This is a genomic window from Bacteroides sp. 2_2_4, assembly GCF_000157055.1.
Lineage (GTDB): Bacteria > Bacteroidota > Bacteroidia > Bacteroidales > Bacteroidaceae > Bacteroides > Bacteroides ovatus.
This window is the reverse complement of the sequence record NZ_EQ973367.1, coordinates 1-15,006: the sequence shown is the minus strand read 5'-3', so window position 1 is coordinate 15,006 and position 15,006 is coordinate 1. Positions and strand designations below refer to the sequence as shown.

Below are 15,006 nucleotides of genomic sequence, written 5' to 3'. Positions count from 1 at the left end.
TTAATGGTGATTTGCAGGGTAAGACTGTTGCTTTGTGGGGATTGGCATTTAAACCGGAAACGGATGATATGCGTGAGGCTCCGGCATTAGTCCTGATCGATAAATTGCTGAAAGCAGGTTGTAAAGTACGCGCATACGATCCGGCTGCCGTGCAAGAATGTAAGCGCAGGATTGGTGATACTATCTATTATGCTTGCGATATGTATGATGCCGTACTGGATGCTGATGTGTTGATGCTGGTTACCGAATGGAAAGAATTCCGTCTGCCTTCATGGGCCGTTATCAAGAAAACGATGTCCCGGCAGATTGTGTTGGACGGACGTAATATATATGATAAAAAAGAGATGGAAGAACTCGGATTTGTTTATCACTGTATTGGTAAATAAAAAAATAAGAGTATCTTTATATAAAAACTAAAATAGATGATGAAAAATGTGGCTGTATCGTTAATGGCAATCTTTTTCGCGGCATGTAGCGGCAATAAGAGTCCCCATTCTCTTCAACAAGAGAAAGAGGATCTTAGTGCAAAAGGACTACTGCAGGGAATTTGGCTGGACGATGAAACGGAGAGCCCGTTGATGCGTGTAGAAGGAGATACTATCTACTATGCAGATGTACAAAGTACTCCCATTGCATTTAAAATAATACGGGATACTCTTTATACTTATGGAAATGATACTACTTATTACAAGATTGATAAGCAGGCAGAACATATATTCTGGTTTCATTCCATAACGGATGATGTGATTAAGTTGCATAAATCCGAAGATGCCAATGATTCAATCTATTTTGTCCGTCAGGAATTAGTAATTCCGGCATATACGGAAGTAACCAAACGCGATAGTGTAGTGACCTATAATGGCACTCGCTATCGTGCATACGTATATATTAATCCTTCTAAAATGAGAGTCATCAAGACGACTTATTCCGAAGACGGGATTAGCATGGATAATGTATACTATGATAATGTGATGCACATTTGTGTGTATGAAGGTAAAAAGAGCCTGTTTGCCAGCGATGTTACCAAACAGATGTTTGACAAAGTACTTCCTGTCGATTTTCTGGAGCAATCCATCCTGTCAGATACAAAGTTTATGAAAGTAGACCGGAACGGTTTTCATTATCAAGCTGTCCTGGCCATTCCGGAAACTTCCATATATAGCATTGTAAATATGGAAGTAAGTTTTAAAGGAGATTTGACTATCACTTCATCCAAATAAAAAAGCACCATACATTCAGATCGTATAGTGCCGGATTAAAAAAGCCTTGCTTTAATTTTGTCTGGGGGGAGACGGACGGTTATTTCTCTTTCCTCCGTTATTATTATTCCTTTTTCCCCGGAAATCTTTTCTTTTGTAGTTGCCACCCTTGCCCTTGCTAAAAGAACGTGGCTTGTATTCCGGAGCTTCTCCCAATTCTTCGGGAATAGGAATTTTATAAATCTCTTTTTCCAGGAAGTTCTCAATACTTTTGAAGTTACTTTGTTCTTTCTCGCTGATGAACGTAAGTGCTACACCATCATTGTTGGCACGTGCTGTACGTCCGATACGGTGTACATAGTCTTCGCTGTCGTGAGGCACGTCGAAGTTGATAACCAGGCGGATATCATCGATATCTATACCACGTGCAACGATGTCCGTAGCTACCAATATATTGATTCGTCCGGCTTTAAACTCATGCATAACAGTTTCCCGTTGAGCCTGTTCCAGATCCGAATGCATTTCCCCTACGTTCAGTTTCATGGATTTCAAAGCCTTGGCTACTTCCTTGACCTTGATTTTAGAAGATGCAAAGACAATCACACGTTCCGGAACTTCATCCATAAAAAGACTGCGTATGATTCCCAGCTTTTGATTTTCGTAGCAAACGTATGCTGCCTGAATAATCTTTTCTGCAGGTTTGGAAACTGCGAGCTTTATCTCTGACGGATTATTTAAGATTGTGTTTGCCAATTGCTGAATCTTTGCAGGCATTGTTGCAGAAAACATGATTGTCTGTCGTTCCTTCGGCAGATATTTCGCAATTTGCATGATATCTTCATAGAATCCCATGTCGAGCATCCGGTCCGCTTCATCCAGAATAAAATAAGAAACCTTGGAAAGATCTACATATCCAAGGCTTAAATGGGCGATCAGACGTCCGGGAGTAGCAATAACAACATCAGCTCCTAAAGTGAGTCCTTTTTTCTGTTGTTCGAACAATATTCCATCATTTCCACCGTATACGGCAACACTCGATACCGGCATGAAATAGGAAAACCCTTCCATTTGCTGGTCAATCTGTTGGGCCAATTCCCGGGTAGGAGACATGATGACACAATTAATCGCATCTTCCGGATGTTTACCTTCAGATAATTTATTCAATACAGGCAGTAGAAACGCGGCCGTTTTACCTGTTCCTGTCTGTGCTACTGCGATCAAATCTTTACCCTCAAGTATGATTGGAATTGCCTGCTCCTGTATAGGCGTACATTCGTCAAATCGCATGGCATCAAGCGCCTCAAGCACATTTGCATTTAATTGTAGTTCGGAAAACTTCATTCTTTTATTTAATTTGTCAGCAAAGATAATCTATTTTTTGGTCTAATTACATATTCAAGTAAGAATCTTTGAATCCGAGGAAATAGAGCACTCCATCCAGCCCGATGGTGTTGATCGATTGCTTGGCATTTGCCACCACTTTAGGCTTTGCGTGGAAAGCAATTCCCAGTCCGGCAACCCCTAGCATAGGGAGGTCGTTAGCTCCGTCTCCTACGGCGATGGTCTGTGCAATATCCACCTTTTCCACTTGTGCAATGAGGCGGAGCAGTTCGGCTTTCCGTTTTCCGTCTACTACATCTCCCAGGTAACGTCCGGTCAGTTTGCCGTCGATGATTTCCAGTTCGTTGGCATAGACGTAATCTATACCGTATTTCTTTTGCAGGTATTGGCCGAAATAAGTGAATCCTCCCGAAAGGATGGCGATTTTGTAACCGTACTTCTTCAATACATACATCAGCCGTTCTACGCCCTCCGTGATAGGCAGGCTCTCGGCTATTTCCTGCATGACCGATTCGTCCAGCCCTTTCAATAGTGCTACACGGCGGGTAAAGCTCTCTGTAAAGTCTATTTCTCCACGCATGGCGCTTTCTGTGATGGCCTTTACTTCGTCGCCTACACCGGCACGGATAGCCAGTTCGTCAATCACCTCTGTTTCGATTAATGTAGAGTCCATATCAAAACAGATCAGACGGCGCATACGACGGTACATATTATCCTGTTGGAAAGAAAAATCCATTTCCAGTTCGCTGGCCAACTTCATCAGCTTCTCCTGCATCGCAATGCGATCTTTCGGAGTACCTCTCACTGAAAATTCGATGCAAGCCCTGGTACGTGTATCTGCCTGACATTCATCCAACGGGATACGACCTGTCAGACGTTTGATAGCATCAATATTCATGCCCTGCTCGGCTAATATGCTTGTAGCGGCAGAAATCTGTCGGGCGGAAAGCTTGCGTCCCAGAACCGTCAGGATATAACGGTTTTTCCCTTGCATACCTACCCAGTTTTCATATTGCTCGGTGGTGATAGGTTCAAACCGGATGGTTACTCCCAGAGAAGAAGCCTTGAACAACAGTTCCTTCATAATGAATCCGGAATGTCTTTCTTCACTCTTGAACAGGATACCCAGCGATAATGTATTATGAATATCTGCCTGGCCGATATCAAGAATCGTGGCATCATATTTGGCAAGGATTTCGGTCACGGAAGCAGTCAGTCCCGGGCGATCTTCGCCGGTAACTCGAATCAGAATCAATTCAGTATTTGATGGTTGCATAAAAAAATAGACTTTAACTCTGCAAAAGTAGAGAAAAAAGTTCGTTTTTATGCTAAATAACATAAAAAGTTATACCCAAAAAGTGATATTTTTGCTTATTTGCTTGGAAGTTAATTTAATATTTACTTACCTTTGCACCCGGTTTCAAAAATAAAGGCTCTGATAATCAGCGGATTCCTCTTCGCCTGATGCCTGAAAAGACAATGTTTCGGGAAGAAACCACTGTTTAAGGACAGTCCCGGATAGTATTAACTAAAACCGAATTACATGAAGCATGTAAAATGGATTTTTGTTGTATTACTGATTTGTTCCTTGACCGCTTTCGTTGAGAAAGACAAACCTACCGGAGGTTTGAGTGAGGGTGACGTAGCCCCTGATTTTAAAATCGAATCTACGTCAAACGGGCAACCCGCCTTTAAATTGGGAAATTTGAAAGGTAAATATGTGTTGCTAAGTTTTTGGGCAAGTTATGACGCGCAGTCCCGGATGCAAAATGTAAGTTTGAGCAATGCGCTTCGTTCTTCTCATAATGTGGAAATGGTTTCTATTTCATTTGACGAATATCAGTCAATATTCAAGGAAACCGTTCGTAAGGATCAAATAGTTACGCCCACTTGTTTCGTGGAAACAGAAGGCGAGGATTCCGGTTTATTTAAGAAGTACCGTTTAAACCGGGGATTTACTAACTATTTATTGGATGGAAATGGTGTAATTATAGCCAAAAACATCTCTGCTGCAGATCTTTCTGCTTATGTAAAAGAAGTCGGTTAACGATTTTAAGAATGTAAGGAGAAAGAGGGATTTTCCAAATCACCGTCAGGTGAAAACAATGGAGAATAGACAAAAGAGGAAATGGATACAACAAAAAAGTTCCGCCTACTCTTGCTAATGCAAGTGTAGGCGGAACTTCTACTTTTATACTCTTCGTTTATCCGGTGCATCCAAAACCTTGGGGCAATCTATGGATAGAATCCGTGAAGACTGCAGAAGGCTTGCCTACCTTTTATTTAGGTGCCTTCTGGTACAAGAAGAATGCGATACCCGCATAAAGGATATTAGGAATCCAGACTGCAACGGCAGGTGGCACATTTCCGTTCACGGCAAAGGTGGAAGTAATCGTCTGGAACAGGATATAAGAGAAACTTAATCCTAATCCGATACCCAGATGAAGCCCCATACCGCCTTTCGTTTTTCGGGACGAAAGCGATACACCGATGATGGTAAGGATGAAAGAGGCGAACGACATAGCGATTCGTTTGTGATATTCAATCTCAAACTCCTTGATGTTGGCAAATCCTCTTCGTTTCTGTTTGACGATATAATCGCTTAATTCGGGACTGGTCAGCATTTCCTGCTGGTTTTTCATGATAAGAAAGTCGGAAGGTTCCATGTTGATGATAGAGTCTATCCGGTCTCCCTTAGTGATCTTTTCCTTTAAACCATCCAGTTCGCGTACCATATAATCGTGGATCGTCCATTTATGAACGGTGGTGGTATCGTAGGTAATCCGTCGTGCAGTCAAATGTGAAACCAGCTTTTTATCCACAAATTTGTCCAATGAAAAGCGGTTACCGGTTTTCATTGCGTTGTTATAGTTGTCGATATATGCAATCACTCCGCTATCCACTTCCAGCTGCACATTGCTTACCGAGTTTTGTTTCTTTGGTTTGATATACCGGTCTTCAAAATTCAGACGCGTAACACTTCCTTTCGGAATCACATACGAACTTAGTGTGAAAGTGACGAGGGCGATGATAGCGGCAGAAATCATGTAAGGGCGCATCATCCTCTTAAAGCTCATACCGGTGGAGAACATCGCAATAATTTCGGAGTTTTCTGCCAGTTTGGAGGTAAAGAAAATAACAGCAATGAATACGAACAACGGACTGAACAGATTGGAGAAATAGGGGATAAAGTTCATGTAGTATTCAAAGATAATTTTATCCCATGGAGCTTCATGCTCCATTAGTTTGTCCATCTTTTCGTTGAAGTCGAATACCACTGCAATAGAAATGATTAGTGCAATAGCAAATACGTATGTCCCCAAGAACTTCTTGATGATATACCAGTCCAGCCGTTTTATAAATCGATTGCTTTTCATTTCTTATAATCTAGTTGATACTCTTTTGACCATCATTGGTTTCCAGGTCGAGAAATCTCCGGCGATAATGTGTTTTCTTGCTTCCCCTGCCAGCCACAGATAGAATGCCAGATTATGTATGGAGGCAATTTGCATAGCCAGTAGCTCTTGCGCATGGAAAAGATGGCGCAAATAAGCCTTGCTGTATAATGTATCCACGCAAGAGGCTCCGTCGGCTTCGATGGGAGAGAAGTCCGTTTCCCATTTCTTGTTCCGCATATTGATAATGCCATCTTTGGTGAACAACATGCCATTTCGTCCGTTTCTTGTAGGCATAACGCAGTCGAACATATCCACACCGCGTTCTATTCCTTCAAGAATGTTGACAGGAGTTCCGACACCCATCAGGTAACGGGGTTTGTCTTTAGGAAGTATTTCATTGACAATTTCGATCATTTCATACATCTTGTCTACCGGTTCGCCTACCGCCAAACCACCGATGGCATTCCCGTCAGCACCTTTGGACGCAACAAACTCTGCAGATTGCTTGCGCAGGTCGGGATAAACACATCCCTGCACGATGGGGAAGAGAGACTGATTATAACCGTATTTAGGTTCTGTCTCGTTAAAACGTTGTATACAACGGTCGAGCCATCTGTGGGTTAATCCCAATGACTTTTTGGCATACTCGTAATCCGAGTCACCCGGAGGACATTCGTCAAAAGCCATCATAATATCCGCACCGATCGTACGTTCTATGTCCATCACCTTCTCCGGAGTGAAGATGTGCTTGCTTCCGTCGATATGCGAACGAAATTCGGCTCCTTCTTCACGCAGTTTTCTGATTCCGGCTAATGAAAATACCTGAAAACCACCGCTGTCAGTCAGCATGGGGCGGTCGAAACCGTTGAAACGGTGCAGCCCGCCTGCTTTCTCGATCACATCCAGTCCCGGACGCAAATAGAGGTGATAGGTATTACCCAGAATAATCTGTGCCTGGATATCTTCTTTCAATTCGGTCAGATGTACTCCCTTCACAGTGCCCAGTGTGCCCACCGGCATGAAGATAGGTGTTTGTATCTGCCCGTGGTCTGTTGTTATCAGACCGGCACGGGCATTACTTTTAGTGTCTGTATATTGTAACTCAAATGTCATTCCTGGCTGGGTTTCTTAACAGATAAATCAATAGGATCCGCTACTTTCTCGTTAGTCAATGCAATAGCGAATACCTCTTTTATATCGTTTACATAGTGGAAAGTCAGTCCTTTCAAATAAATATATTGAATTTCATCTATGTTCTTTTTGTTCTCGGCACTCATGATGATTTCCTTGATTCCGGCACGTTTGGCTGCCAATATCTTCTCCTTGATGCCACCCACAGGAAGCACTTTGCCGCGAAGAGTGATTTCTCCCGTCATGGCAATGTTGGCTTTCACTTTTCTTTGAGTCAGGGCAGAAGCCAGTGAAGTGGCCATCGTGATACCTGCTGACGGACCATCTTTCGGAATAGCCCCTTCAGGAACGTGGATATGGATATTCCAGTTGTCAAAAATCTCTTCATCCAGACTAAGAACAGAAGCGTGCGCCTTGATATATTCAAGTGCCAGCATGGCAGATTCTTTCATCACATCTCCCAGGTTACCTGTCAGTGTGAGACGTCCGCCCTTGCCACGGCTCAAACTGGTTTCTACAAATAAGATTTCGCCCCCGACAGCTGTCCATGCCAATCCGGTGACTACACCTGCGTAATCATTTCCCTGATACTTGTCGCGTGTATATTCCGGTGCTCCAAGGAAATCATACAAATCTGTCGGTTTGATTTCCGCCTTGGCAAAATAACCGTCCGTAGCATATTGGCGGGCCGATTTGCGAAGAATCTTACCGATCTTCTTTTCCAGCTCACGAACACCGCTTTCACGGGTATATGACTCGATTATGGCTTCCAGTGTATCTTTGGGAAGTTTAATATCTGTCTTTTTGAGTCCGTTGGCTTCCAGCTCTTTGGGCAGCAGATGCTTGCGGGCAATCTCTACTTTTTCTTCTGTGATGTATCCGCTTACTTCAATCAATTCCATACGGTCGAGCAATGGACCGGGGATTGTATTCAGGTTATTGGCTGTTGCAATAAACAATACCTTGGAGAGATCATAGTCTACATCCAGGAAGTTATCATGGAAAGATGTGTTCTGTTCCGGGTCGAGCACTTCCAGCAATGCAGAAGAAGGGTCTCCCTGACGGTCGGCGCTGACTTTGTCTATTTCATCCAGGATGAAGACAGGATTGGACGCACCGGCTTTTATTAAGCTCTTGATAATTCGTCCGGGCATAGCACCGATATAAGTCTTACGGTGACCGCGAATCTCTGCTTCGTCATGCACACCACCTAAAGACATACGTACATATTTCCGTTTGAGCGCAGATGCGATGGATTTTCCAAGAGATGTTTTACCCACTCCCGGAGGGCCATACAAGCAGATAATCGGTGATTTCATATCACCTTTCAGCTTTAATACGGCTAAGTGTTCCAAAATACGCTCTTTTACTTTCTCCAGTCCGTAATGGTCTTTGTTCAACGTCTTTTCTGCGTTTTTAAGGTTCAGATTGTCAGTTGTATAAGTACCCCATGGGAGATTGAGCATCGTTTGCAGATAGTTGAGCTGTACGCTGTAATCCGGAGATTGCGGATGAGTGCGTTCCAGTTTGGCAAGTTCTTTCATGAACGTGTCTCTGACTTCTAAATTCCAGCGCATTCTTTCTGCCTTCTGGCGCATTTCCTCTATTTCCTGCTCCTGACCGCCGCCACCCAGTTCATCCTGGATGGTTTTGATCTGCTGTTGCAGGAAGTATTCGCGTTGCTGCTGGTCGATATCTTCGCGGGCACGCATTTGGATGGATGCCTTGATTTCTGCCAGTTGCACTTCGCGGTTCAGAATTTCCAGTAAGTGATAAGTGCGTTCACGCAATGAGTTGATGCTCAACAAGTCCATCTTCTCATCTTTCTTGAACGGCAGGTTTGAGCAGATGAAATTGACCAGGAACATTGAGTTGTTGATATTTTTAATAGCAAACGACGAATCCTGATGCATCACATCTGATGATTTGATGTATCTCATTGTCAAGTCCTTGCAAGTTTCCACCAGGGCTTGAAACTCTTTATCATCTTTGCCGGGGACATCTTCCTCCAAAAGTTCTATTTCACCTTTCAGGTACGGATGAGTTTCGATGATGCTAGTCAGACTTAAACGTTTCATTCCCTGAAGAATGACTGTTGTTGTCTGATCCGGCATTTCCAATATCCGCACAATTCGTCCTACGGTACCGATATTGTGTAAATCTTCCAGTTTCGGATCTTCTGTATGTGCCGATCTCTGGCATACTACTGCAATATCTTTATGTTTCTTGTCAGCATCTCGTACGAGTTTCAGAGAAGACTTACGGCCTACCGTGATCGGCAGGAATACTCCAGGAAACAATACCATATTACGTAAGGGGAGTACCGGAAGAATTTCACCAGATTTCACATTTACATCAAATGCTTGTTCATCGTTCCCATCATAGTCTGTGATTAGCGAGAAGTTGTTATCGCCTCCATCTTCCAATAAATATCTTTCTTTCATTTTTTCGTTTTAATTTAGTTTATGTCATATTGATATGCATAAATCGTTTGCAAAGTTAATTGATTCTCTCTAATAATAAAGCACTGCGCAGAATAAAAACACAAAAACAATGCCAAAATATCGGCTTGTAAAGGGAGTATTCCATAATTATTATTTATTTTTGGCGATTTGCAATAAAATAATAGTATAAAACGGCTTTAAGATAAACGGATAAAATGTCGAATCCTTATTTTCAATTTAAGCAATTTACGGTATGGCATGATAAATGTGCCATGAAAGTCGGTACGGATGGGGTGCTTCTGGGAGCTTGGACTTCCGTTGAAAGTGCGCACCGGATTTTGGATATTGGGACGGGAACAGGGTTGGTAGCTTTAATGTTGGTGCAACGCAGTTTGCCGGATGCAAATATTGTAGCGTTGGAAATAGATGAAGCGGCTGTCGGGCAAGCCAGGGAAAATATTATTCGTTCGCCCTGGAAGGAGCGGGTAGAGGTGGTGCAGGCTGATTTTAGGAAATACAGGTCTTCGGATAAATTCGACGTAATTGTTTCTAATCCTCCTTATTTTGTCGATTCGCTGGAATGTCCGGATCGTCAGAGAGCCGCGGCGCGTCACAATGATTCTTTGACCTATGAAGATTTGTTGGAAGGAGTAAGCGGATTATTGACAGAAAACGGATTTTTTACAGTGGTGATTCCGGCAGATGTAGCTGAACGGGTAAAAAAGATAGCTTCTATAAAGAAATTATATGCAGTCCGTCAACTGAATGTAATCACTAAACCCGGCGGTATTCCGAAACGTGTTTTGATTACTTTTTCTTTTTCCAATCAAGAGTGCATTGTAGAAGAACTATTGACAGAACTGGCTCGTCATCAATATAGCGAGGAATATATGACGCTAACCCGGGATTATTATTTGAACATGTAAAAGGGTGACGCTATCCGGTAAAGATAGTGACGGTATATGCTTGCGATAGTGACGGTATCGCTGTCATATACCGTCACTATTTCAAAGCTAGTTCAAAAACGCTATTTTGAGATCTTCGTTCTATTCCTTTCTAACTCATAATTCAAAAGAGTAATTTCTAGCTTTTGAACACTATTTGCTAGCAGTATTTTCTGAAGTTGCTCTTGAAGTGAAATTATTATTTTGTCTTTTGATAGTCTTAAATTCAATAAGCTGCTACAATAACTATACTACTCTTTTAAATTATTTGTTTTGTATATGCTTTATTTTAAATTCTTTCAGTGACTTTTCTATCTTTTGATAAAGGTCTGTCGTTTTTGTTGAGTATGTAGATAAAGAACCCCTAGGCTCATCTGCGAATCTGAATAATTCATCTGCATCTGCATATATTGATACTAACTCATTATAAGCATCTTTACAACTTGAAGGATAATCATTTAGTTGTGGCATTATAGCCTCGATTGAATCTTTCTTTTGTTTTAGTCTCTTATAGGTATCTGTTGTGATAATAAACTCTTGATGCTTCGCTAAGGCTTCATTGAAATCAGTGCAATATTCTCCATTGTATTCATGATCGTAAATTACTTTTCTCCAAGTATCACAATAATGAAGAGCTATTGCTTCACTTAAATCAGCTTCTTTCTCAATCATAGAAGCGGTATTAGAGAGTTTTGCTATATACTCCTTTTCTGAATTACATGAAACCAAAACTATGGCTAGTATCGCACTCAAATAAAAAAACTTTTTCATCATATCGTTATTTTTGTTACACAATCAATTTATTAGAATCCTGTTTGTAATACTGTATTAGAGTATTACAAGATTGATATTTTATATTCAAAAAAACATTTATTTTATTACTTGAAGAATATCCAATGATACGCTTATTTGATTCTTCTGGAATTCTAAAATTCAGAAAGGGACTTTGTGAATGCGAATATAGTGAAATGAAAATAACAACGAGCATCAGCAGAGTTTTCTTCATGTGTTTAAGTATTTTGTTTGTTATCGTTTTCTCTATAAACAATGTTTGTATTTCCGCTATAAAGTTAACGCAAAACATTGATAACGCCAAAATAAAAGGGTAGTAAAGTTAACAAAATAGATTTTTACTCTAAATTAAATAAGAAAATGAGGATAATGCTAGAAACCTGTTCAAAGATAGTTCAAAGAATTGCCCTTTTTATTTGCCCCCAAACGGGGATAATTACACTTATCCTATATATAATAAAAAAGCCAATACTAATTGTACTGGCTTTATTTTGTGAATCTTGACTTGATTTTCTTCGTCGGGGTAGCGGGATTCGAACCCACGACCCCCTGCTCCCAAAGCAGGTGCGCTAACCGGACTGCGCTACACCCCGAAAAACTTTGAACTTAATAACCCTCTTTTTTGTAGTCGGGGTAGCGGGATTCGAACCCACGACCCCCTGCTCCCAAAGCAGGTGCGCTAACCGGACTGCGCTACACCCCGCTACTTTTTTGAAGGGTTGTTCTTTTCAAAAGCGGTGCAAAGATAGGGAGTATTTTTTAATTAACAATAGCTAAACGAATGTTTTTTACCTATTATTTCTCAATACCTTGAATCTCATCACTTTGCGGTCTCACTTTTTTTATTGGCAGAGATCAGAAGCATCATGGGGCGTCGCAATTCATCTTTCATTCCCGGAATGATATCCAGTAAGCTTTCGTCCGGTTGTGGCTCTATAAGTTCGCATATCTCAAATCCGGTTTGAAGGAGACCGTTTATATACGTAGTCAGCGTCTTGTGGTATTTGATAACCTCTTCGCCCAGGAAGACTGCTGTGCGTCTGCCTTCCGTAAAATAACGATCTACCGGCCAATGAATAGGCTTCCCGTCCTGGTCGTAATGCCAATCCTGATTGCCATAGGCCGTAAATATCGGGTGTTCTACGGAGAAGACGAAAGTGCCTCCCGGAGTCAGGCTGTTATTGATTTTTCGGCATATATCCGTAAAGGATTCGAGATAATGGAAGGTTAGCGAGCTGATGACAATATCATAAGAATCTGGCTGGAAATCAAAATCTTCGATAGCCATACATTGGTATTCAATGAGTGGAGAAGGGTTTCTTTTCCGAGCTTCTTCGAGCATTTTCTCCGAAATATCAATTCCGGTAGCGTGTGTTGCTCCGTGCTCTATTGCATAGGCGCAATGCCAGCCGAATCCACAGCCTAAGTCCAAAACTCTTTTCCCAGCAAAATCAGGGAGCATTTTCTGCAATACATGCCATTCTCCGGCTCCTTTCAAGCCCTCTACCGAACGGGACATTTGAGAATATTGACTGAAGAAATGGCTATTATTATATTTGTTTTCTTTCATAATTTATAAAGAGGATAAGTTGAATAAAAGTACAAATATAGGAGTTAATTTATATATTATAGAATTAAGGTGTACATAAATCAAGGCAACCACCTCAAAAGTTTGTTTCATTTCCAGTACAGAAATGAGCTGAATGATAATTGTACGATTTAAACTTAAATACTACATAATGAAAAAAATATCTATCATACTATCATTTATTTTTATATTGTTTTAATTATCAGAAGAATAAGTATGATAGATAATTTTTCAAACAGGTATCTATCATGTTTCTGTCGCAAAAAACGGGTATCTATCATACCACTACTGCATCCGTTTTAGTGTAGAATCAGGGAAAAACACCCATATGAAGCCACAAGGATATTCACTTTATAGGATGATAACCTGTATTTGGCAGCTTAATAATCCATTGGAAACGGTAATCTTTTTATAGCCTACATATGTAGGCTGTACAGCCCGCACCTGTAAACTGTACAGCCCACGTATGTAGACTGTTCGTCACACATATGTGGGCTATAAACTTATCGCTATTAAAGTGGGATTATTAAGCCATACAGGTCGGATTTATACGGATTCATTGCAACAAAAACAAACCATCTTACGCCTGTCCGACCTTTATTCGACTATTTTATTGATGAGAGATACCCTGTTTTTGGTGGTATAAGTATGAGAGATGCCTTTTAGAAATATATCTATCATATTTATTTCGCTGATAATTAGTATGATATAAAAATAAATGATAGCATGATAGATATTTTTTTCACTATGTAAGTTTAAGCTCAAATCCGTACCGGAATGAACAAGCCTATAGTAGTATATTGGGGAGCAGTTGCCCCGTACATAAATTATCTGTGAGTATGAACTATCTTTCGATGTTTTCTGTTTTATAAATAAGAATTTTAAAATGAAAAGCCTTATGAAAACAAGAAAACAAAAAGAAACAGGTGAAAAAGAAGTGCACTTGTTAGAGCAAAAAGGATATGAAAGAATGGTGAATGAGATTGTCCCCGTTCAACAAGCGGAAGCATATCGTAAGCCAACTAATAAAGCGGTCAAAGAGGCTGTTAAGGAGTTAAATCCTGATACAAATAGTTTGGGTAGTAGAGGATAAGTAATTCCTCTACTACCCAGACTAATCATTGTATTAAAGGATTCGGGAGGCTTTCAGTGATTTTTATTTAGGGAAAGTAAGAATAAAGCAACTTCCTTTCCCTATTTCTGATTTTACGTTAATACTTCCGTCATGTAAAGTCATGATCTGTTTGCACAGGCTCAATCCGATGCCTGAACTGGATGTTTTGGTAGTAAAGAAAGGAACGAAAATCTTATCCAGAACATCTGGCAAAATTCCCTCACCATTATCAGATATTGTGAATGTTGGGTTGCCTTTAGAAAAAAACTTTATCTCAATGTTTTTATCCGTTCTCCGCTCGCACGTTTCGCGGGCATTTTTTAACAAGTTGATAAGCACTTGCTCTATCTGTGCCCGGTCTGCATATAAATATAAATCGGATGTAGGCATTTCGAAATGAATATACTCTTCCGGGAATAATTTCAGTTGTTTATTGGTATAGCCTTTGTTTTTTGTACTTTGGTGATGATGAAGCAACTTAACTTCTTGTTGAATACCAAAGAACTTGGAATAGAACGGCATAATGTGGGAGCTGTTGTTTATTGCTCTGAAAATGTTCCTTTTAAAGAAATATTAGAACAGATGCCCAATGTTACAAAGTATTTGAGTGGCTTTCAGACACCTATTCCCAAAATGTATTTTTCAACATTCAAGATAAAGGAGTGGGAAGGAAAGACAACTGATAGTGAGCAATATATAGATCTAGAAGATGAGACGATCAATCAAGAGTATGCCGATTTCTTTGGAGTTGAGGTGCTGGAGGGAAGCATGCTGGATGAAAAGGATGGAAAAAATATGGTTGTTATAAATGAAGCTGCTGTGAAAACTTTCGGATGGACACAACCGGTTGGAAAGAAAATTGATAAATTAGGAAGGCATTATATAGTGAAAGGGGTTATTAAAAATATTTCATATAATGCCCCAATACACCCGGTAGCCCCTGCTATGTTTTTTTTGCCGGATAATACAGGCAGAGGAGGCATTATTTTCAAGGTGAAGGAGGGAACTTGGAACATTGTTTCTGAAAAGATAAAAGCGGAAGTGGATAAAGTTAA

At 40.7% G+C, this 15,006-nt stretch carries 12 protein-coding genes, 2 tRNA genes and 2 pseudogenes; 6 read left to right on the top strand and 10 right to left on the bottom strand.

All coding sequences use genetic code 11. From position 1 onward, the window contains the following. Positions 1-386: UDP binding domain-containing protein (locus BSCG_RS05510; protein WP_032849713.1), on the top strand; the 386-nt coding region annotated here is incomplete at its 5' end. Between the two features lie 36 nt (positions 387-422). Further along, a complete protein-coding gene (locus BSCG_RS05515; protein WP_004295905.1) occupies positions 423-1,220 on the top strand; it encodes a DUF4738 domain-containing protein in 798 nt (265 codons plus the stop codon). A gap of 51 nt (positions 1,221-1,271) precedes the next feature. On the opposite strand, the gene BSCG_RS05520 is transcribed toward BSCG_RS05515, so the two are convergent. Both BSCG_RS05520 and serB read right to left on the bottom strand, forming a co-directional pair. Next, on the bottom strand, positions 1,272-2,540 hold the full coding sequence (locus tag BSCG_RS05520) for a DEAD/DEAH box helicase (RefSeq protein ID WP_004295906.1): 1,269 nt from the start codon (positions 2,538-2,540) through the stop codon (positions 1,272-1,274). Positions 2,541-2,586: 46 nt separating this feature from the next. Further along, positions 2,587-3,816 (bottom strand): phosphoserine phosphatase SerB, encoded by a 1,230-nt coding sequence (gene serB / locus BSCG_RS05525; RefSeq protein ID WP_004311666.1) that lies wholly within the window; start codon positions 3,814-3,816, stop codon positions 2,587-2,589. Positions 3,817-4,083: 267 nt separating this feature from the next. Here serB and BSCG_RS05530 point away from each other — a divergent pair, with 267 nt between their 5' ends. Beyond that, entirely contained in the window at positions 4,084-4,587 is a 504-nt protein-coding gene (locus BSCG_RS05530; RefSeq protein WP_004295908.1) for a thioredoxin-like domain-containing protein, read from the top strand. A 232-nt stretch (positions 4,588-4,819) separates the two neighbouring features. Here the strand turns inward: BSCG_RS05530 and BSCG_RS05535 are convergent, their stop codons facing one another. Genes BSCG_RS05535 through lon form a run of 3 tightly spaced genes read right to left on the bottom strand, consistent with a single transcriptional unit; the run spans position 4,820 to position 9,513 of the window. Beyond that, positions 4,820-5,917: an LptF/LptG family permease gene (locus BSCG_RS05535; RefSeq protein ID WP_004311664.1), complete on the bottom strand. Its 1,098-nt coding sequence runs from the start codon at positions 5,915-5,917 to the stop codon at positions 4,820-4,822. A gap of 3 nt (positions 5,918-5,920) precedes the next feature. Continuing rightward, on the bottom strand, positions 5,921-7,051 hold the full coding sequence (gene tgt / locus BSCG_RS05540; RefSeq protein WP_004295910.1) for a tRNA guanosine(34) transglycosylase Tgt: 1,131 nt from the start codon (positions 7,049-7,051) through the stop codon (positions 5,921-5,923). Continuing rightward, the gene (lon, locus tag BSCG_RS05545; protein ID WP_004311661.1) at positions 7,048-9,513 is read right to left on the bottom strand and encodes an endopeptidase La; all 2,466 of its coding nucleotides are present in this window, start codon (positions 9,511-9,513) and stop codon (positions 7,048-7,050) included. Before lon ends, tgt begins: the two co-directional genes overlap by 4 nt. 215 nt (positions 9,514-9,728) lie before the next feature. Between lon and BSCG_RS05550 the strand changes: the two genes are divergently transcribed. Further along, the gene (locus BSCG_RS05550; RefSeq protein WP_004311659.1) at positions 9,729-10,439 is read left to right on the top strand and encodes a tRNA1(Val) (adenine(37)-N6)-methyltransferase; all 711 of its coding nucleotides are present in this window, start codon (positions 9,729-9,731) and stop codon (positions 10,437-10,439) included. A 282-nt stretch (positions 10,440-10,721) separates the two neighbouring features. Here the strand turns inward: BSCG_RS05550 and BSCG_RS05555 are convergent, their stop codons facing one another. From BSCG_RS05555 to BSCG_RS05570, 4 genes are all read right to left on the bottom strand, one after another. Then, positions 10,722-11,231, bottom strand: coding sequence for a hypothetical protein (locus tag BSCG_RS05555; RefSeq protein ID WP_004311658.1), 510 nt, complete (start codon positions 11,229-11,231; stop codon positions 10,722-10,724). Between the two features lie 536 nt (positions 11,232-11,767). Beyond that, positions 11,768-11,842 (bottom strand) — tRNA-Pro (locus tag BSCG_RS05560). A 35-nt stretch (positions 11,843-11,877) separates the two neighbouring features. Next, positions 11,878-11,952 (bottom strand) — tRNA-Pro (locus BSCG_RS05565). Positions 11,953-12,069: 117 nt separating this feature from the next. After that, entirely contained in the window at positions 12,070-12,819 is a 750-nt protein-coding gene (locus tag BSCG_RS05570) for a class I SAM-dependent methyltransferase (protein WP_004311656.1), read from the bottom strand. Positions 12,820-13,735: 916 nt separating this feature from the next. Between BSCG_RS05570 and BSCG_RS05575 the strand changes: the two genes are divergently transcribed. Then, positions 13,736-13,930 (top strand): hypothetical protein, encoded by a 195-nt coding sequence (locus tag BSCG_RS05575; RefSeq protein WP_004303066.1) that lies wholly within the window; start codon positions 13,736-13,738, stop codon positions 13,928-13,930. Positions 13,931-13,993: 63 nt separating this feature from the next. Here BSCG_RS05575 and BSCG_RS05580 read toward each other — a convergent pair. Continuing rightward, positions 13,994-14,374 (bottom strand): annotated as a pseudogene (locus BSCG_RS05580) (sensor histidine kinase); the annotation flags it as partial. Between BSCG_RS05580 and BSCG_RS05585 the strand changes: the two are divergent. Continuing rightward, positions 14,372-15,006: pseudogene (locus BSCG_RS05585) on the top strand (ABC transporter permease); the annotation flags it as partial. The pseudogenes BSCG_RS05580 and BSCG_RS05585 sit on opposite strands and share 3 nt — an antisense overlap.

Excerpts from the sequence above, each read along its gene's own strand:
- tgt (WP_004295910.1), bottom strand. The coding sequence starts at position 7,051 with ATGACATTTGAGTTACAATATACAGACACTAAAAGTAATGCCCGTGCC.
- serB (WP_004311666.1), bottom strand. The coding sequence starts at position 3,816 with ATGCAACCATCAAATACTGAATTGATTCTGATTCGAGTTACCGGCGAA.
- BSCG_RS05575 (WP_004303066.1), top strand. The coding sequence starts at position 13,736 with ATGAAAACAAGAAAACAAAAAGAAACAGGTGAAAAAGAAGTGCACTTG.
- BSCG_RS05550 (WP_004311659.1), top strand. The coding sequence starts at position 9,729 with ATGTCGAATCCTTATTTTCAATTTAAGCAATTTACGGTATGGCATGAT.
- BSCG_RS05555 (WP_004311658.1), bottom strand. The coding sequence starts at position 11,231 with ATGATGAAAAAGTTTTTTTATTTGAGTGCGATACTAGCCATAGTTTTG.
- BSCG_RS05570 (WP_004311656.1), bottom strand. The coding sequence starts at position 12,819 with ATGAAAGAAAACAAATATAATAATAGCCATTTCTTCAGTCAATATTCT.
- BSCG_RS05515 (WP_004295905.1), top strand. The coding sequence starts at position 423 with ATGATGAAAAATGTGGCTGTATCGTTAATGGCAATCTTTTTCGCGGCA.
- lon (WP_004311661.1), bottom strand. The coding sequence starts at position 9,513 with ATGAAAGAAAGATATTTATTGGAAGATGGAGGCGATAACAACTTCTCG.
- BSCG_RS05530 (WP_004295908.1), top strand. The coding sequence starts at position 4,084 with ATGAAGCATGTAAAATGGATTTTTGTTGTATTACTGATTTGTTCCTTG.
- BSCG_RS05520 (WP_004295906.1), bottom strand. The coding sequence starts at position 2,540 with ATGAAGTTTTCCGAACTACAATTAAATGCAAATGTGCTTGAGGCGCTT.
- BSCG_RS05535 (WP_004311664.1), bottom strand. The coding sequence starts at position 5,917 with ATGAAAAGCAATCGATTTATAAAACGGCTGGACTGGTATATCATCAAG.